Below are 18191 nucleotides of genomic sequence, written 5' to 3'. Positions count from 1 at the left end.
GGGGCTGGAGAGGGAAGAGGGCGGTAACCGGTCAGGACAGCGGGACGCCGGCGATCGCGATGCGCTCCATGACGCGACGCTGCGGGAAGTAGTCGCTGATCGCGTAGTGCTGGGTGGCGATGTTGTCCCAGATCGCCACGGAGCCCGGCTGCCAGCGGAAGCGCACCTGGTACTCGGGGATGCGCGCCTGGAGGACGAGCTCGTCGAGCAGCTCGCGGCTCTCCCGGTCCGAGAGGCCGACGATCCGGGTGGTGAAGGGCTCGTTGACGTAGAGCAGCCGGCGCCCGGTGGCGGGGTGGCGGACGACCACCGGGTGCTCGACGGCGGGCAGGTTCTCGCGGTGGGCGGCGACCTGGGCCTCGGTCATCATCGAGCCCCAGCTGGGCACCCAGTCGTGCACGGCGGTGAGGTCCTCGACGCGGTCCTTCAGCGCCTGCGGGAGGTTGTCGTAGGCGGCCGCCATGTCCGCCCACAGGGTGTCGCCGCCGGCGGAGGGGATCTCCACGGCGCGCAGGACGGAGCCCAGGGCGGGCGCGGCCATGAACGAGTGGTCGCTGTGCCAGATGTTCTCGGTGCCGATGGTCATGGCGTCCTTGGCCAGGCGGGAGACGCCGACCGTGCCCCCCTTCGGGAAGAAGGGGTTGGGCTCCGGATCGCCCCACAGACCGGCGAGGGCGAGCTGGGAGTCGGGGGCGAAGCCGTGCTGGTCGCGGAAGAAGAGCACCTTCCATTCCAGCAGGGCCTGGCGCAGCTCGTCCGCCGCCTCGTCGCCGATCGGCAGGGAGAGATCGACGCCGTCGACCTCGGCCCCGATGTGCGGAGTGAGCGGGGAGATGTCCAGGTGCCGGTAGTCGGGCTGGTCCATCCCGGGCGCGACACGCGTCAGGGTGCGCTTGCCGTAGTGCATCAGGGGCTTGTCGAGCGCGGGGGCGGGGGTGGTGACGACGCTGTCCATGGGTCCTCCGTGTGAGGCGGCCGGAAAATCGTTACCGGAAGTATCGTTATTGGGCGGTGCCGAGGCAAGGGGCCGGAGCGCAGGAAATGCGGAACCGTCGAACGGCGTCCCAGGGCGGGGCCGATGGGCGGCGCTCGAAGCCGGGGCCCGGGGCGCGGCGTCGGAAGCGCAGCCGTGGTCCGGGCTCCCGGGAACGATGACGGAGAACGTCGGGCCGCAGGCCGTGAAGCGGGTCCTCGGGCCGGCCCTCAAACGGGCCGTCGAGTGGGCCGGGGGACGCCGGAGGAGAGCGTCAGGCGACCGGGCCGACCGCGCGGGCGACCAGGTCGACCAGCGCGTCCACGAAACGGTCGTCGGGCATCTCCTGCTCACCGATCAGACGGAACAGCAGGGGCGCCGCGACCAGCGTGGCCGCGGCCCGTACATCGGTGTGCGGAGCCACGTCGCCGCGGGCGATGCCGCGTTCGAGGACGCGCCGCGTCTCGCTGGTGATCCGCGCGGTGTAGTCGGCGTACTGGCCGCGCACCGCGCCCGTCTCGGCCGCCGCCCCGATCAGCCCCGCGATCAGCCGGTCCGAACCCGGCAGCCGGTACGTCTCCAGGCGGGCGGTGAGCACGAAACGCAGCTCGGCGCGGAAGTCGCCCAGGTCGGGCACCGACAGGGCGCCGATCCGGGTCTCGGCCGCCGCGATGATGAGGTCCTGCTTGGTGGGCCACCGGCGGTAGATGGCGGGCTTGCTCACCCCGGCCCGGGCGGCGACCGCGTCCATCGTGACCGCTCCGATCCCCTGCTCGGTGACCAGGTCCACGACGGCGCGGAGGACGGCGCCGGTGACCCGCTCCTCTCGCGGTCGTCCTGGTCCTCGTACCGTGTCGCGCGGTTCCCTGCCCACCATGCCCCCGAGCCTACGGCCGCCCACCCCGTCGGCGGATCCCGGGTGCCCCGCGCCGCGGGCGGTGGCGGGCGCGGCCGGGGCTCGGCGAGCGACTCGGCTACGTCCCGTTGTCCAGCGAGGGGGAGTACCCGCCGATGCCCTGACGGTCCGCCCGCTCCGCGATGGCGCGGCGGGCCGCGTCGGGAAAGCTCCGCCCGAGCGCCTCCCGCAGCAGCCCCAACTCCTCCCGCACGGCGGGGTGCCGCTCCGGCGGCAGGGTGTCCAGCAGTCCCTCGAGCAGCGCACGGAGCCGCCGGCAGACCTGCACGGAGGACGATCCGTAGTCCCGGATCTCGCACACGGCGAGTTGGAGGTAGCTCTCCCAGTCACGTCCCGGCAGCACGAGCCGGGGGTGGCCGTCGTGATCGGCGAGCACGAAGCGGCCCGGAAGGCGCACGCCGCCGACCCTGTGCAGGAAGGTCTCGATGTGGTTGAGCACCTGCACGGCGGTCGTGGGATCGTTCACGGCCGGGGAGAGCGCCCGGATCGCGATGTCGACGAGGATCCGCAGCGCGAAGGCGGGATCCTGCTCGATGGTGCGCTCGGCCCCGAGGGCGACGCGACCCGTGACCCGGTCCGGCGCGGGCCGTGACGTGCCGCCGTGGACCTCGACGAGGACGGCCCCGGGCGGTACGAAGTCACCGATCAGCCGGGTGACGACCAGGACGCAGTCGTGGCGCACGGCCTCGGCCACCAGTCGGCGCAGGTCGAACGCCTGGATGGCACCGCCGTGTTCGGAACGGATGCGCAGCGCCGGGGGCCCGGCCGGCACGACCTCGCTCGGATGCGGCGCCGCGTCGCGGATCGCCGCCGCTCCCTTGGTGAAGACGTCCTGCCCCATGCGAACGACCAGCTCGGCGATGGCCACGGGTCTCAGGCTGTGCGTGAACCGGTTCAGATAGATGAGCAGGAGGACGAGACTGACGCCCACCGCCGCGCCGGCCAGCGTCACACCGAGGTCGGGCACGGAATCGTCCTCGATGCTCCGCAGCAGCGAGAAGGCGAACGCGAAGGTCCCCGTGAACGTCGCGAGGACCACCTTCTGCAGCCGGTCGCGATACCACAGGCGCATGTACCGGGGGGAGAGGGTGCCGGTCGCCTGCTGGACGACGAGCACGCCGATCGTGACGACGAACCCGAGCAACGCCACCATCGCCCCGACGATGGCGGTGAGGACCCCGCTCGCCGTACTCGCCGAGTAGTGCCAGCCGCTCGGCGGCCGGCCCGTCCGGTCGGCGGCCAGGGCCCATTCGGCGAGCACCCCGCCCAGGACGAGTCCGAAGAGCGGCACGATCCAGAGGCTGGCCTTGATGTACTGCCGGGCCCGGAACCTCGCCGCCCACGACGTCACGACACCCACCTCACGTCCTTCGCCCGGCCCGGCCCGGCATACCGGGACACGGGACGCATCCGGCTCCGTCCGTCCGCGGGGCCCGCCGTGTCCCCCCCACGGTAAAGCCGCTCACCACAGGCCGCAGCGGCAGCGCGCGCCCGGTCCCGTACCACGTCGACGGCCTCTCGCCCGTCCGCAGTACACCCGCCGACAGCCGTGCCGACCGTCCCGCGTGCGAAGGGTGCTCGGCCGCCCCCAGTACGCCCCGCGGCGGGTCCCGGCCCTCTCGGGTAGCCGGGCGGCGCTCGGCAGGACGGCGTGCCGAGGGCGGCCTAAGCTGACGAGACGGCACCGAACGCAGCCCTGTGCGCGGTGCGACCGGCGCGATCCGCCCTCTCGTGCGAGCCGCATCCGGCGCACGGGGCGGATCCCTGGCCGGGCCGGGCGGAAAGGGGCTCCCGATGGACGACTATCCCCTCATCGAGAACCACGGGCTGATCGGTGACCTGCAGACGGCCGCGCTCGTCGGCACCGACGCGACGATCGACTGGTTCTGCTGTCCACGCTTCGACTCGCCCAGCGTCTTCGGCGCCCTGCTCGACCGGCGCGAGGGCGGACACTTCAGCGTCAGACCGTCCGTCGACTCCTACTCGACCAAGCAGCTGTACCACCCCGACACCGCCGTGCTGGTGACCCGGTTCATGACCGAGGCGGGGGCGGGCGAGGTCGTCGACTTCATGCCCGTGACCGGGACGACGGCCACGGACCGGCACCGCCTGGTCCGCATGCTGCGCTGTGTGCGCGGCACCATGACGTTCGTAGGGGAACTCGCGCCGCGCTTCGACTACGGCCGTCAGCCGCACCAGGTCCATCTCACCCCGCACGGGGCCCTGTTCACGTCGGAGAGCATGAACCTGGCGGTGCACCCCGTCCGGGAGCCGGGGGACGACCGGCTGCTCAGCATCGTCTCCGCCGACCGGGACCTCCGCTTCACCCTGACCCTGGAGGCGGGCCAGCAGCGCGGCCTGGTGATGGAGTCCTCTCCCGACGGCCCGCCCCACGAGGTCCGGGTGGAGGAGTTCCAGCAGCTCTTCCACGAGACGGTCCGCTTCTGGCGCTCCTGGCTCGGCCAGTCCACCTACTCGGGCCGCTGGCGCGAGGCGGTGGAGCGCTCGGCCATCACCCTGAAGCTCATGACCTACGCCCCGACCGGCGCCCTGGTCGCCGCCCCCACGACGGCCCTGCCCGAACAGCTGGGAGGTGAGCGGAACTGGGACTACCGCTTCACCTGGATCCGTGACGCGTCGTTCTCGGTGTACGCCCTGCTGGGCCTCGGCTTCAAGGAGGAGGCCGCGGCGTTCATCAACTGGCTGCACGACCGGGTCAAGGAGGAGGCGGGCCAGGGCAACGGCACCGGCCCTTTGAACATCATGTACCGGGTCGACGGATCCACCGATCTGGTCGAGGAGGAGCTGAGCCACTGGGAGGGGTACCGCGGCTCCGCTCCCGTCCGCATCGGCAACGGCGCCGCCGACCAGCTCCAACTGGACATCTACGGCGAGGCGCTGGACAGCATCTACTTCGCGCACCAGCGCGGCATCCACCTCGACCACAAGGGCTGGACCGCGCTGCACACTCTCCTCGACTGGCTGGCCGGCCACTGGGACCAGCCGGGAGAAGGGCTGTGGGAGACCCGGGGCGGCCGGAAGGACTTCACCTACGGCCGCGTGATGTCCTGGGTGGCCTTCGACCGCGCCCTGCGGATCGCCTACGACGACGGCCGCCCCGCGGCCCGCGGCCGCTGGACGACCGAGCGCGACAAGCTCTACGAGCAGGTGCTCGCCAGGGGATGGGATCCCGGGAAGCGGGCGTTCGTGCAGCACTACGGCAGTGACGTGCTGGACTCGTCGCTCCTGCGCATGCCGACGGTGGGCTTCATCATGCCCGAGGACCCGATGTGGCAGACCACCCTGGACGCCATCGACCGCGAGCTGGTCAGCGACAGCCTCGTCTACCGCTACAACCCCGAGGCGTCACCGGACGGCCTGTCAGGCTCCGAGGGCACCTTCTCCCTGTGCACCTTCATGTACGTCGACGCCCTGGCGCGAGCGGGCCGCACCGACATGGCGCGACTGGTGCTGGAGAAGATGCTCACCTACGCCAACCACCTGGGCCTGTACTCCGAGGAGATCGACCTGACGGGCCGCCAGCTCGGCAACTTCCCGCAGGCCTTCACCCACCTCGCGCTCATCGACGCGGCGATCACCCTCGACAGGACGCTCAACCGGGGACCGCACGGCACGATGCCCTGACCCCCTCCGCAGCGGCGCCGGCGCCGCGGGATGTCCCCCGGTCACACCGCGCCGTCGGCGGAGCCGAGCACCACGACCTTGTCACCCTCCTCGGGCTCGGCGCTCTGCCGGTCCGTGACCGGCTCCACGGAGCGGTCGGCGCGCACGACGAAAAGGGTGTCGTGGGCGGCCGGCAGCGGGGCGGAGGCGGGCAGCACCGTGAACCGGGCCCCCCGCTCGTACCGTTCCGCCAGGACGTGACGCACCAGGGCACCGCCGAAGAGGACCTCGCCGCCGGTGTACGGGGCCACGACCCCGTGGCTTCCGTGCGGCGGTCCCACGCGGTACACGTGTCCCTCGACGCTGTCCTTCATCACCACTGACGCAAGGGCGTTGAAATCGTCGTCGTCGGTGGCGAGGAACACGGCCGTCACCCCTTCCAGACGGGCCCCGGGGTTGGTGGCCGTGGCCAGCAGGTCGCCCGTGGCCAGCTCGACGCCCGCGTCGCCGATCCGCTCCCGCTCCGCGTCGGAACCCGCCCACATCAGCACGTCCAGACCGGCGCCCCGCAGCGCCCTGCCCAGATCCACCACCCAGGGCTGCCCGCCCACCAGCAGGATCCGGGCCCCGGAGGGCTCGGCGATGCCGAGCCGGCGCGCCACCGGCGCCGCGGTCAGCGCGTACAACAGCACCGTTCCCACGATGACCAGGAAGGTGACGGGAAGGATGCGGGACGCCCCGGCCACCCCGCGGTCGACGAGCCCGGCCGAGAACGCGGAGGCCGTCGCGGCGGCGACGATGCCCCGCGGGGCCATCCACCCGATGAAGGCCCGCTCCCCGGTGGACAGACCGGAACCGGTCGTCGACAGGAAGGCCACCAGCGGCCGTACCACCAGGACGAGGAGGGCGATGAGAGCCAGCGCCGGCAGCAGCACGGGGACCAGGGAGGCCGGCGTGACGCTGGAGGAGATGGAGACGAACAGCAGCCCGATGATCAGTTGGGCCATGGTCTCGAAGAAGGGCCGCCGGGCCGGCATGTCGAAGCCGGGGATGTTGCTCACCGCCAGACCCACGACGATCGCGGCGATGAGCCCCGTGTCGTCCCGGACGATGTCGCACAGCGCGGACACGGCGACCACCGTGGCCAGCTGCGCCAGCGTGCCCAGGGTCTCGCCGAGCCGCATGACGCGCAGGGTCAGCCACAACAGGGCCGTTCCCACCGCCCCGCCCGCCAGACCCACGGCCAGGCTGAGGGCGAATTGGCCCAGCTGGTAGCCCCGGCCGATGTCGACCTGGTGGGTCGAGGCGATGGCGTGGAACACGAGCGCGCCCAGGATGCCGCCGATCGGGTCCGTCAGCGTGCCTTCCCAGATCAGGATGCGCCGCACCTTGTCGCTCGGCCGGACGAAGTCGAGCAGGGGACCGACGACCGTCGGGCCGGAGACGACCAGGATCACCCCGAGCATCGCGGCGACCCGCAGCGGCATGTCGAACATCGCGGGCGCCACCGCCGACGTGGCGAAGAACGTGAGCAGCACGCCGAGCAGCAGCAGCCGGCCCACGAGCCACCGCGTCCGCCCTGTCAGCTTGCGCAGGTTGAGCCCGAGGCCCGCGTCGTAGAGGATCACGGCGACGGCCATCGAGACGAGGGCGGAGAAGTTCTGCGCCGCCAGTCTGTCCGGATGGATGACATCCGTGACCGCCCCCGCCGCGAATCCCGCCGGGAGCAGGATGATCAGGGCCGGCACCCGCAGCTTGTTCGCCAGGATCTGGGATCCGGTGGCGAGCGTCACCAGCAGAGCGATGCCGAAGAGGATCTCGTCGTCCGTCACGGCCCTTCCCTTCGTCCGAATCGAGGTGCGCCGGCGATCCGGCGTTCGGAGGTCACGCGGTACCGGTGGGATGCTCGCCGTCCGCCCCGTCCGCCCCGTCCGCCCCGTCCGCCCCGTCCGGCGGATCCGCGGCCCCCCGCAGCAGGTCGGCGTCCCTGAGCTCCTCCGGCTCGCCACGGGCGTCCAGCCGGTACAGGAGGGCGACCGCCGGGAAGACGACGACCACGGCGACCGCCGTGACCACGATCAGCCACGTCAGCGTGGCCGGGGCGCCGGCCCCGTCGGCCACGGTCGACGACGTGGGGAGGAGGTAGGGACGCTGGGCCATGCCCCAGGCGAACACGGCGCAGGCGACCACCCCGACGGCGGCGCCGAGGGAGAACGGTGTGACGGGGGAGGCGACGGCGAACACGGCACCGTACAGGCGCCGCCCGGCCGGCCGACGGGCCGGCTCGCGGAACGCGAACCCTGGGGAGTCCGCCAGCCGGACAGAGGTGTGCATCGACGCCTTTACCGTTCGTGGCGTACGGAGGGAAGGTCAGCCACCGGTCGCGAAGCCGGGGAAGAGGGTCATGCCTCCGTCCACGTACAGCGTCGTGCCCACGACGTAGTCCATGAGGTCGGACGCGAGCGCGACGACGGCGTGGGCGATGTCCTCCGGGTCACCGATCCGGTCGTAGGGGATCAGCCGCAGCAGGTCCTTGCGGGCCTCGGGCGTCTCCCAGGCGCTGCGGTTGATCGGCGTCCTGATCGCGCCCGGCGCGACCGCGTTCACCCGGATCTTCTCCGGCGCCAGCTCCTGGGCCAGGGTCTGCATCATCATTTGCACACCGCCCTTGGAGGACGCGTAGTTGACGTGCCCGGCCCACGGGATGAGCTGGTGCACCGAACTCATGCAGACGATCTTCCCGGCCGCGCGGGACACCTCGGGCACGACACCGCGGCGCCGGAACTCCTTGGTCGCCTCCCGCGCGCACAGGAACTGGCCGGTGAGATTGACGTCCAGCACCTTCTGCCACTGCGCCAGGGTCATGTCGGTGAACCGCGCGTCGCGCTGCAGACCCGCGTTCGCGACCATGATGTCGATCGTCCCGAACTCCTCGACCATCCGGTCCACCATGGCGGTGACCTGGTCCTCCTGGGAGACGTCCGCCTCGTAGGCCGCGGCGCGCACGCCGTGGGAGGTGATCTCCTCGACGACCTTCTCGGCGGCGTCGCGGTCCGCGACGTAGTTGACGACCACGTCCGCTCCGGCCCGCCCCAGACCGATCGCGGTGGCCATGCCGATGCCCGAATTGGCCCCGGTGACCAGTGCCTTCTGGCCCTTCAGCAGATCCGCCGGAACGACCTGGGGCGCTTCGCTGGTACTCATGACCCTGTCTCCTCAGCTGCGCGGCGGGCGCGACCGCCGTCCGGCGGTCCGGCACGGAGGTCACGCAATCACCGGCGGCGCGCACCGGCACGTGCGGCCGGTCGGCGTTGGACCGTCCGGCCGACCATGTTCGTCCGGACGGCCGAGCGGTCCCCGACCTCAGCCGAGCCGGGAGAGCAGGTGGTCGCCCACCCGCAGGGCGTTGGCAATGGCCGTCAGGGACGGGTTGACCGCGCCGATGCTCGGGAAGAAGCTCGTGTCGACGACGTACAGGTTGTCGAGGTCGTGCGCCTTGCAGTCGACGTCCAGCGCGGAGGAGGCCGGGTCGGTGCCGAAGCGGACCGTGCCCGCCTGGTGGGCGGTCGCCCCGATCGGCATGCCCTTGTGCAGGTAGATGCTGCGGGAAAGCAGCCGGTGCGGGTGCATGCCCAGGTGTCCCAGCATGCCCTGGAGCCTGTGCCTCAGCCGCTTCAGGCCCTCGATGTTGTTCTTCTCGTCGAGCGCGAGCCGGATCCGGCCGTCGCCGTCGAGGGTGACCCGGTTGTCGGCCGCCGGCAGGTCCTCGCCGCACAGCCAGAAGTCGACGGCGTGGTGCGCCAGCACCTCGAACGGCATGTCGGGGGCGACCGCACCAGCCCACCGCGGGGCCTCGCCGTGGATCTGCGCCGCGTCCGACTTGCCCAGCATCTGGATGCCGCCCAGGGGGTAGTCCCAGTCGTCCGCGCCCAGATACCAGTCGTGCAGGGCCAGCGTCTTCTGGAACCGTGTGTCGTTGGGCTCTTTGGAGACGGCCATCAGGGCCAGGTTGTTGTGGCGCATGTAGAAGCGCCCCACCACGTCGGAGCTGTTGGCCAGTCCGCGCGGATGCCGGTCGTTCGCCGACGCGAGCAGCAGGGCCGCGGAGTTGACCGCGCCGCAGGAGACGACCACCACGTCCGCGGTGAACCGCACCTCCGAGCCGTCGGCGAGCCGTCCCACCACGGCGTCGACGGTGCGTCCCGTCGTGTCGGTCTCCAGCCGGACCACCTGGGTGTCGGTGGTCATCTCGACGCCGGGGTGGCGCAGGGCCGGCTCCACGCAGATCACCTCGGCGTCGGACTTGGCCCGCACGAGACAGGGAAAGCCGTCCACCCGGTCGCACCGGATGCAGACGCTCGAGTGCAGGGCACGGCCGCCGCCGTCCTGGCTGAGGTTCACCCCGATCGGCAGGTGGAAGGGGTGCAGGCCGCGCCGCTCCAGATCGTCGCTCAACTGCTGGATGCGCGGTTCGTGCTCCACCGGCCCGTACGCGTACGGGGCGCTCGCCGGCCCCTCGCTCGGGTCCTCCCCGTGCCGCCCGTGCACGAGGTACAGGTGCTCGGCCCGCGTGTAGTACGGCTCCAGCGCCTCGTACGTGAGGGGCCAGGCGGGGGAGAGGCCGCCGTGATGCCGGATCTCGCCGAAGTCCTGCGGCCTGAGCCGGAAGAGCGCGGCCCCGTAGAACTTGGTGTTGCCGCCGACGTAGTAGTTGACCTCCGGCGGGAACTCCGTACCGTGCCGGTCGAGCCAGAACTCCGGCGCACGGTACTTGGCCTTGACGAACACGGCCGTCGAATCCCAGTTGTCCCGCTCACGGGGCAGGTAGCCGCCGCGCTCGATCAGCAGCACGCGTTTGCCGGACGGGGCGAGCCGGTGGGCGAGAGTGCCGCCGCCGGCACCGGTGCCGATGATGATGACGTCGTAGTGAGGGAAGTCGCCCACGACGACCACCGTCCTCGCGCTCTCGGCCCTGACCTGGCGTCGGAGCCTGTTCCCCCACATGGCCCCGGGAAAGCGGCCGCTCCGTTCGAACGTAACCGCGTTCCCGGAGCCCGGCGACCGCACGACGGGGGCCTCGACGCGGGTCCGCGCCGCTCACAGCACGGCGATCGGGTTGACGGGGGACCCAGTGGCGTCGGGCAACCGCAGCGGGGCGAGCACGCACAGGAAGCTCCAGCGCCCGGCCGCTGCGCACACGGGAGCGAGCTCCTCGAAGTCCAGATAGTCCATCAGATGCACGCCCATGGCCTGGACGGCCAGGACGTGCACGGGGAAGGCGACGCCCTCCACCGCACTGGGGGCGGTGTCGTTGTTGCCGTCCCCGCCGAGGACGGCGACCTTGCGGTCGGCCAGGAACTCCATGGCGGAAGGGTGGAGACCGGCGCGTGCCTCGGCCGCGTTCCAGGCTCCGGCCTCCCGACGGCGGCGGCGGTGACCCACCCGGACGAGGAGGATGTCCCCCGCGCCCACCCGGGCCGACTGGGAGGACTCGGCGGCCCTCAGGTCGTCCGCGGTCACCTCGTCGCCCGGCTCCAGCCAGTCCGTACCGCGCAGCAGCGGGATGTCCAGCAGGACGCCACGGCCGACGACCCCGTCGGCGACCAGGTCCACGGAGAGGGTACGGGCTCCCTCGGACGTGACGGCGGCCTCGGGGGTTCCGCCGTACATCTCACCGTCGAAGAGCACGTGGCAGAGCGCGTCGAGATGACTGTCCGCGTCCCCGTGCACGTTCATGGCGAAGCGGTCGGTGGCGAACCGCACCGCCTCCCCCGGACCGCCGTCGCCGAGCGGGCCGGTCATCCAGTGGCCCGCCGGGTCGGGGTTGTCCGGGCCCTGGCGGGTCTCGATCCGTGCCGCAAGCGACACCGTGCGACCCAGCCGTACCTCGGCCGCTGCCGCCGTCACGCGCTCGGGCGTCACGTGGTCGAGCGCTCCGCGCTCGCCGGCCCCGGCCGCCGCGGCCCGCTCCCGCAGGCGCTGACGGAGCGCGCGGAACGCGCCCTCGTCCATGCGGGGGAGTGGGCGGCCGACGGCCGCGCGCGGGGTGGAGGCACGGGGGCCGGACGCGCGGCCGGGCGAGCCGTTCACCTGGGCCCCCATCGCGGGAGATCCCGTCGAAGGACGGGGCTGGTGGTGAACTCGCCGAGGCACCGCAGGTCTTCGGCCCCGCGGACCCGCGCCGGAGCGCCCGGCCGGGCGGCCTGGGCGCTCCGTCGGACGTGGTGCGCCCGCCTGTGCTCACCGGTCGGAAGGGACGGCACGGACGACTCCTCGGGCGGGTGCGACGGACCGGTGACCGGCCCGGAACACGCGTCGACGGGCAGGGCGCGCTCGTGCCGGGCCGCTCACGCGCGGGTCGTCGGCCGGGCGTGGACGGGTGCGTGGGGTCCGCGCGCGCGACCCGGCGACGAGCACCCCCTGGGGTGGTACGGCGTACGTCAGTCCCATCGCGGCTTGGGAGCCACGCACAGCGCCCAGATGACGAAGGCGTCGATCGCGATGAAGAGCAGCGACCACCACGGGGTGTAGGGGAGCCACATGAAGTTCGCGATCATGCTCAGGCCGGCCAGCACCACACCGACGACCCTGGCCCAGGTGGCGCCCTTGAACAGGGCGACGCCCGCGAGGGCGATCACGATGCCCAGGATCAGATGGATCCAGCCCCATCCCGTGAGGTTGAGCTTGTACACGTAGTCGCCGGTCCGGACGAACACATCGTCCTCGGCGATGGCCGAGATGCCGCCGAGCAGCGTCATGATGCCGCTGAAGACCATCATGACGGCGGCGAACACGAGCCAGCCGCTCCCGTGTCCCGACTCTCTCGTGCCGGCTTCCCTCGCGTGCGTTGTCATGACAGGTTCCTCCTGTCGTGGGGCCTGCCCGCAGCCGTTTCCGACGCCGGGCCGAATACCTCCAATCTGAACCCGTGCGTCACACAGCGCATGTCGACGGCGGATCAGGCGCCGAGCGGGCGAGGGCGCCGAAACGGGTCCGCGGCCGTCACTCGACGCGGAGCCAGGCCTCGCAGGTGTCCGAGACGACGAGCCCGGTGCCGTGGTGTCCGGCGGGGGCGCACCGGTGGTCGTGGCGGGGGACGCGGTCGACCAGGCCGCCGGCCCTCGCCCCGGCGCAGGTCACGGGCAGTCCCTGATTCCCCTTCCGAGGGGCGGGTAGGAGCTGCGTGTGAGCGTCCGAGGAGGGACCGGCATGAGTGCCAAGGAGAAGGTCAAGGCGAAGGCGGAGCAGGTCGTGGGCAAGGCCGTGCGGAAGACGGCCTATGCGTGGGGCAAGGAGACGACGGCCGCCAAGGGTGCGGCCCTGGAGACGCGCGGCAGGGCCCGGGAGGCCAAGGAGAAGGGGAAGGACCGGGGCAGGGACTTCTTCCGGCGCTGAGCGCCCGGCGTCCCCCAGCGGGCCCCACCCCGGCGACCCCGGGGTGGGGTCCGCGCTCACCCGCCTCGGCGTGGACCGGGAGTCCGGCCGGGACCGACGCCCGCGTATGTCTCCGATACGGCGGACCGCCCCATCGCCCCACCGGCTGCGCTCCAGGGCGTCTTCGCGCCTCTGATGCGGTGGACGGCCCCTCGGCCCGCCTCGCCGCCGAGGCGGTGGGCGGCGGCGGGGCGGATCTGGTTCGAGGCAGCGCAGTAACCGGCTTCTCGCGCCTCCGCTTGATAGGCAAGTGCAGACTTGCCTAAGCTGAGGTCGTGGCAGACGACCTGTACAAAGCCCTGGCCGACCCCACCCGCCGCACCATTCTCGACGAGCTGGCGGAGAAGTCCGGGCAGACACTGTTCGAGATCTGCTCGCGACTGAGCATGAAGCACCAGCTCGGCCTGTCCCGTCAGGGAGTCTCCCAGCACCTCGCCGTGCTGGAGGCCGCCGGACTCGTCGAGACCAGGCGGGAGGGCCGCTACAAGTTCCACGACCTGAACACCGCCCCGCTGCGGCAGATCACCGAGCGATGGCTCACGCCCGACCCATCCGGACCGGAGAGAAGAACCCCATGAAGATCCACCTGACCAGCGTCTTCGTCGACGACCAGGCCAAGGCCGAGCACTTCTACACCGAGATCCTCGGCTTCGTGAAGAAGCACGACGTCCCGGTGGGCGGGCAGGACCGGTGGCTGACCGTCGTCTCGCCCGACGAGCCCGAGGGGACCGAACTCCTCCTGGAGCCCTCCGGCCACCCGGCGGTCAAGCCCTACCGCGACGCCCTCGTCCAGGACGGCATCCCGCTCGCCCAGTTCGCCGTCGACGACGTGAGGGCGGAGTACGAGCGCCTGAGCGCCCTCGGTGTCCGCTTCACACAGGAGCCCCTGGAGATGGGCCCCGTCACCACCGCCGTCCTCGACGACACCTGCGGCAACCTCATCCAGATCGCGACCAAGCCGTAGGGGCGTCCGGCCGTGCCGCCCGGACCCGTCACTCCGGCCGGGCGGACGGTGTCGCCTCGGCGTGCCCGGTGGCCACGGCGGCGTTGAAGGGCAAGGCGTCGAGGTGCCCGGTGGCCGCGGGGGTGTTCAAGGGCAAGGCGTCGACGTGCCTGGCGGCCTCGGCGGCGGTGTAGGACGAGGCGAAGGTGAACGCCCGCGGCGACGGCCCGTGCGTCCGCAGGTCCGCCAGCCGCTCCAGGGCCTCGGTGACGGTCGGAAGGTGTCCCGCGGGAACCCACCAGAGCACCAGGTGCGCCTCGACGTGCCGTTCGAACCATTCGCGCCGCCGACGCATGACCTCCAGATGGCCGCTGCGGTAGCTGAAGTCCCACAGGGCCTCCTGGCTCTCCCACACGGTCAGGTTGACGATCACGTTCTCGCCTGCCGGGCGCAGTGCGGTGGCGTCGGCCGCCCCCTCCTCCACGAGTCGCCACACGAAGCCCGGCGCGCCGTCGGCGGCGGCGTTGACCGGGTCGAGCATCTCGACGAACGGCGCGATGCGCGGGTCGTCGAGGGGGTGCCGCAGTGTGGCGACGTTGAGTTGGGCGAGATGAGCGGCGTGCGCGGATGCGGTCATGACCTCATCCCAGCACGGGCCGCTTTTCTATGTCAATGGTCATTGTTTTTAGAAGGTTCGATCACCACGCAGCACTCGCCCGGCCGGGCGTCCATGCGAGCGCGGAGAGGACCGTCCTCGCCGAGCAGCCCTTCCAGCAGCGCGAGATTCATGCCGCACACGAGAGGCGGGAAACGCTCGGCGACCGCATGGAAGGGGCAGTTGCGCATACGGATGACGGGCGTGGCCGTCCCGCTCGCGGACCCGGTGCCCTCCACGCGCGGCTCATAGCCGCGCGCGGCCAGCAGTGCCATGGCCTCGTCGAGGCTGCCGCAGGGCGCCTCGGCGGCCCTGAGGGCCTCACCCCGACGGCGCGCGGCCGCGCAGAGCCCGGCGTCCAGCCCCGCCTCCTCGGCCGCCTCGGCCAGGAGTTCGGCGGCTGTGCGGTAGTCGCGGCCGGGCAGCGACACCGACCGCTCGGCCCGCGCTCGCGTGTAGACCTTGGCGGGCCGACCCGCACCCGGCCCCGAGCGGCCCGTCAGCCGACGACTCCCGCTCTCCAGGAGCCCGGCCTCGGTCAGCTTGTCCAAGTGGTGCGCGGCGAGCGTGCGGGCGACCCCGGTCGCCTCGGCGGCCTCGTTGCGCCCGACCTCGCGGCCCTGTGCGGCGACGTATTCGTACAGGCGGCGCCGCACCGGATCCTGCAACACCGCGATCGCGTCGATGTCCTTCATCCCGCCATTCTAGGAACAACGCAGGTTGGAGATAGAAAGAGGCGGTGCCGGCGACGGGCCGAGGCGCTGCCCCTTCTCCTCGTGGCAGGAACAATCCGCCGCACGGCGGAGTTGCGTCGATCATGACGACACAGCCCGCAGTTCTGCGCTTCACCGCCTTCTCCGACGACCCCGAGGGCGGCAACCCCGCGGGGGTCGTCCTGGACGCGGCCGGACTCGACGACGACGCCATGCTCGCCATCGCCGCGGACCTCGGATACAGCGAGTCGGCGTTCCTGACGGCGCCGCCCGAGGGCCTGGGTGGGGCGGACGGGCGTGCCTTCACCATCCGGTACTTCAGCCCCAAGGCCGAGGTCCCGTTCTGCGGCCACGCCACCGTCGCCGCGGCCGTCGCCCTCGGCGAGCGCATCGGTCCCGGCGACCTCGTGTTCGCGACCCGGGCGGGGACGGTGCCGGTGAGCGTGACGCGGGACGACGGCGCCCTGCGGGCCACGCTCACCACGGTCGAACCGCGCGTCGAGCCCATCGCCGACGCGGACCTCGCCGAGGCGCTCGCCGCCCTCGACTGGCCCGCCGCCGATCTCGACCCCGCCCTTCCGCCGCGCATCGCCTTCGCGGGGGCCCGCCACCTCGTCATCGGTGCGGCGACCCGGGAGCGGCTCGCCGACCTCGCGTACGACTTCCCGCGGCTCGAGGCGCTGATGCACCGGCTGGACCTGACCACCGTTCAGCTCGTGTGGCGCGAGTCGCCGGCCGTCTTCCACGTCCGCGACCCCTTCCCGGTCGGCGGGGTCGTGGAGGACCCGGCGACGGGAGCGGCGGCCGGTGCCTTCGGGGCGTACGCCCGTGAACTCGGCCTTGTCGAGGCCGCGTCGGTCCTCACCCTGCACCAGGGCGCCGACATGGGCCGGCCGGGCGTGCTGACGGTGGAGCTGCGCGAGGGCGACCGGAGGGTACGGGTGAGCGGCGCGGGCGCTCGCATCGCCTGAGCGCCCGGAGGGTCCGCCCCGGCCGGCGCGCGAAGGCGGCCGCCCGGGGCGATCCCGCCACGACGGGAAGGCACTCCCCGCGCGCCGACGCCGCAAGCGGTCGGCGGAGGAGCACGATCATGTCGTCGCGGGCGAGCCGTGCGACCGGCGTCCGGTCAGGGCTGCTTGCGCGCCTGGTCGGTCGCCTGGTCGGCGGCGGCGGCCTCCGTCTTGGCGCCCGTCGTGCTCAGCCGGCCGCCGGTGGACTCGAGGTGGGCCCGTACGAACCACTGGAACAGTTCCAGGCCGCGGAGCTGCTCGATGAGCATGTCCTGCGTGACCGGGTCGGTGGTCTCGGTGGCCTGCATGGCCTCGCGGTGATCCTCGATGATCGACGTGTAGACGAGGTCGAGGGCGCCGAGGTGCGCGATCGACTCGGCCCGGCCGATCGAGTAGTCGTTCCAGGTGCGGTCCCTGACCAGCGCACCAGGGGTGCCGTTCGGCTCGCCCCCGAGCGTGGAGATCCGCTCCGCCAGGTCGTCGGTCATCGCGCGGACCTGGTCCACCTGCGGGTCGATCATCTCGTGCACGGCGATGAAGTGCGGGCCGACGACATTCCAGTGGATGTGCTTCAGAGTCAGGGCGAGGTCGTTGAGGGAGTGCAGACGCATCTGGAGAAGCGTGATGATCTCACCGCTGTCCTGCGCGCTCATTCCCGGCACGGTGTACGAGACACCCGGTTGCTGTGACGCCACGGCGGAGCTCCTTGCGAGGTGATGTGCAGAGATCCGCAGCCAATCAGCCTCCGGAGACCTCCGCCGTTCGGCCGCGCGTGGCGGGGCGGCGATTTCACCGGAGCGGACGCAGAAGCCCGGGGTCGGCAGCGGCGGTACTTCCCCGGGGTGCGTGGCACCGGGGCGGCACGGCTCCACTGGCGTGGCACCGAGGCGGCAGCGGCGCGACGGCTCCGGGTGTGTGGCCCCGGCGTCGGACGCGGCACCCTCGGCACGTCGGCGACGGGGGCCCGTCTGGCGGCCCGTGCGACCTGACGGAGTGCGGCGCTCACACGTGTCCCCCGGGGTGGCGAGTGGCCCCGTGCGCATCCGGGGGAGTGGTAAACGGCCCCGGGAGGACGCCGCACGGCCGAACGCCCTGGTGCCGTGGCCCGACGAACCGGTCGAGCACCTGGCCGGGCTCCTGCTCCCCGCCCCTCGCCGTGCACGCCACCAGGCGCGGTACCGTGACGATCATCGACCGTGCCCATGACAGGTCCGCCGGCCACGGCGGGCGGGGGCGGACGTCACCGTGGGGACCAGGGAGACAGACCGGTCATGGACACAGGGGACGACGGCTCGGCCGCCACCGGCGCCGGACCGCTGCCGACACGCGCTCTCACCCGTGAGTCCGAGCGGGCTCGGCGACTCCTGGACGCCGGCCACTGGCATCCCGCTCCGGCGGACACCCACGCGCTGGCCGCCGTCCTCGCCCGTCTCGCCGCGCCGCTCCCGACGCGGAAACACCCCTCGGGGAGAACGCGGCTCACGGATCGGGACCGGCGGCTCCACCGCGTGCTGCGCAGTGCCGTGCACCATCTCGACGCGGGCGCCGTCGACCCTCCGGCCGCCGCCCTGCTCGCCGCGGTCGCCCGTGCCCTCCTGCCGTGGCACGCCGTCCCCAACCCACCGGCCGCGGCCGCGGCGCCGAGATACGGGGGCGAGCGGGGGACGGCGCCCGGGGAGGCGCCGACCGGGGCGGGAGAGGCCCTGCTTCCGGACCTGATCGCCCTGTTCACCGACCTGGCGGCACCGCGACGGGCCGGTCGTTCGCCCGCGCCCGCACCCCTGATGGAGCCATGGCGGGTCCGGCACTCGGGCGGTTCCGTCACTACGGCAGACCCTCCCCGGGAGTATGGACTGCCACGACCTTCCGCTGCCCGGGGTGTGAAGGCGCGGCAGGACCGTGGACGGTGACCTGCGACTGGCG

Annotated in this window: 19 protein-coding genes; 6 read left to right on the top strand and 13 right to left on the bottom strand. The window is 72.4% G+C overall.

The window, feature by feature from the left end:
* Positions 1–31 precede the first annotated feature (31 nt).
* The 3 genes from AB0K65_RS14650 to AB0K65_RS14640 form a co-directional block, all read right to left on the bottom strand.
* Positions 32–955 carry a TauD/TfdA family dioxygenase gene (locus AB0K65_RS14650; protein WP_365716242.1) on the bottom strand — a complete coding sequence of 308 codons (924 nt, stop codon included), beginning with the start codon at positions 953–955 and terminating at the stop codon, positions 32–34.
* Positions 956–1247: 292 nt separating this feature from the next.
* The gene (locus AB0K65_RS14645) at positions 1248–1850 is read right to left on the bottom strand and encodes a TetR/AcrR family transcriptional regulator (RefSeq protein ID WP_365716240.1); all 603 of its coding nucleotides are present in this window, start codon (positions 1848–1850) and stop codon (positions 1248–1250) included.
* 97 nt (positions 1851–1947) lie between these two features.
* Positions 1948–3249 carry a DUF2254 domain-containing protein gene (locus tag AB0K65_RS14640; protein WP_365716238.1) on the bottom strand — a complete coding sequence of 434 codons (1302 nt, stop codon included), beginning with the start codon at positions 3247–3249 and terminating at the stop codon, positions 1948–1950.
* A 434-nt stretch (positions 3250–3683) separates the two neighbouring features.
* On the opposite strand from AB0K65_RS14640, the gene AB0K65_RS14635 reads away from it, so the two are divergent.
* Positions 3684–5534 (top strand): glycoside hydrolase family 15 protein, encoded by a 1851-nt coding sequence (locus tag AB0K65_RS14635; RefSeq protein ID WP_365716236.1) that lies wholly within the window; start codon positions 3684–3686, stop codon positions 5532–5534.
* 41 nt (positions 5535–5575) lie between these two features.
* Here AB0K65_RS14635 and AB0K65_RS14630 read toward each other — a convergent pair whose 3' ends face one another.
* The 7 genes from AB0K65_RS14630 to AB0K65_RS14600 all read right to left on the bottom strand — a co-directional run bounded on the left by AB0K65_RS14630 (position 5576) and on the right by AB0K65_RS14600 (position 12653).
* A complete protein-coding gene (locus tag AB0K65_RS14630; RefSeq protein ID WP_365716234.1) occupies positions 5576–7345 on the bottom strand; it encodes a cation:proton antiporter in 1770 nt (589 codons plus the stop codon).
* Between the two features lie 52 nt (positions 7346–7397).
* Complete coding sequence (locus tag AB0K65_RS14625; RefSeq protein ID WP_365716232.1) at positions 7398–7847, bottom strand: hypothetical protein; 450 nt, start codon at positions 7845–7847, stop codon at positions 7398–7400.
* Positions 7848–7883: 36 nt separating this feature from the next.
* Positions 7884–8717 carry an SDR family oxidoreductase gene (locus AB0K65_RS14620; protein ID WP_365716230.1) on the bottom strand — a complete coding sequence of 278 codons (834 nt, stop codon included), beginning with the start codon at positions 8715–8717 and terminating at the stop codon, positions 7884–7886.
* A 159-nt stretch (positions 8718–8876) separates the two neighbouring features.
* Positions 8877–10457, bottom strand: a complete 1581-nt coding sequence (locus tag AB0K65_RS14615) for a GMC family oxidoreductase (RefSeq protein ID WP_365716228.1) — start codon at positions 10455–10457, stop codon at positions 8877–8879.
* A 153-nt stretch (positions 10458–10610) separates the two neighbouring features.
* Positions 10611–11525: a cyclase family protein gene (locus tag AB0K65_RS14610; RefSeq protein WP_365716226.1), complete on the bottom strand. Its 915-nt coding sequence runs from the start codon at positions 11523–11525 to the stop codon at positions 10611–10613.
* 428 nt (positions 11526–11953) lie between these two features.
* Positions 11954–12367, bottom strand: a complete 414-nt coding sequence (locus AB0K65_RS14605) for a hypothetical protein (RefSeq protein WP_365716224.1) — start codon at positions 12365–12367, stop codon at positions 11954–11956.
* Positions 12368–12515: 148 nt separating this feature from the next.
* Positions 12516–12653 (bottom strand): hypothetical protein, encoded by a 138-nt coding sequence (locus AB0K65_RS14600; protein ID WP_365716222.1) that lies wholly within the window; start codon positions 12651–12653, stop codon positions 12516–12518.
* A gap of 69 nt (positions 12654–12722) precedes the next feature.
* On the opposite strand from AB0K65_RS14600, the gene AB0K65_RS14595 reads away from it, so the two are divergent.
* The 3 genes from AB0K65_RS14595 (at position 12723) to AB0K65_RS14585 (ending at position 13911) form a co-directional block, all read left to right on the top strand.
* On the top strand, positions 12723–12908 hold the full coding sequence (locus AB0K65_RS14595) for a hypothetical protein (protein WP_365716220.1): 186 nt from the start codon (positions 12723–12725) through the stop codon (positions 12906–12908).
* Between the two features lie 314 nt (positions 12909–13222).
* On the top strand, positions 13223–13525 hold the full coding sequence (locus AB0K65_RS14590) for a metalloregulator ArsR/SmtB family transcription factor (RefSeq protein ID WP_365716218.1): 303 nt from the start codon (positions 13223–13225) through the stop codon (positions 13523–13525).
* Complete coding sequence (locus AB0K65_RS14585) at positions 13522–13911, top strand: VOC family protein (protein ID WP_365716216.1); 390 nt, start codon at positions 13522–13524, stop codon at positions 13909–13911. Before AB0K65_RS14590 ends, AB0K65_RS14585 begins: the two co-directional genes overlap by 4 nt.
* Before the next feature lie 28 nt (positions 13912–13939).
* Here AB0K65_RS14585 and AB0K65_RS14580 read toward each other — a convergent pair whose 3' ends face one another.
* Positions 13940–14527: a DUF3291 domain-containing protein gene (locus AB0K65_RS14580; protein WP_365716214.1), complete on the bottom strand. Its 588-nt coding sequence runs from the start codon at positions 14525–14527 to the stop codon at positions 13940–13942.
* A 32-nt stretch (positions 14528–14559) separates the two neighbouring features.
* On the bottom strand, positions 14560–15240 hold the full coding sequence (locus tag AB0K65_RS14575) for a helix-turn-helix domain-containing protein (RefSeq protein ID WP_365716212.1): 681 nt from the start codon (positions 15238–15240) through the stop codon (positions 14560–14562).
* Positions 15241–15362: 122 nt separating this feature from the next.
* On the opposite strand from AB0K65_RS14575, the gene AB0K65_RS14570 reads away from it, so the two are divergent.
* Complete coding sequence (locus AB0K65_RS14570; RefSeq protein WP_365716211.1) at positions 15363–16229, top strand: PhzF family phenazine biosynthesis isomerase; 867 nt, start codon at positions 15363–15365, stop codon at positions 16227–16229.
* Between the two features lie 155 nt (positions 16230–16384).
* Here the strand turns inward: AB0K65_RS14570 and AB0K65_RS14565 are convergent, their stop codons facing one another.
* Entirely contained in the window at positions 16385–16921 is a 537-nt protein-coding gene (locus tag AB0K65_RS14565; protein ID WP_365716388.1) for a DNA starvation/stationary phase protection protein, read from the bottom strand.
* A 618-nt stretch (positions 16922–17539) separates the two neighbouring features.
* Here AB0K65_RS14565 and AB0K65_RS14560 point away from each other — a divergent pair.
* Positions 17540–18178: a hypothetical protein gene (locus AB0K65_RS14560; RefSeq protein WP_365716209.1), complete on the top strand. Its 639-nt coding sequence runs from the start codon at positions 17540–17542 to the stop codon at positions 18176–18178.
* Positions 18179–18191 lie beyond the last annotated feature (13 nt).

It is taken from the genome of Streptomyces sp. NPDC053755 (assembly GCF_040677675.1).
Classification (GTDB): Bacteria; Actinomycetota; Actinomycetes; order Streptomycetales; family Streptomycetaceae; genus Streptomyces.
The sequence above is the reverse complement of the archived record's forward strand: the minus strand, read 5'-3'. Positions and strand labels throughout refer to the sequence as shown.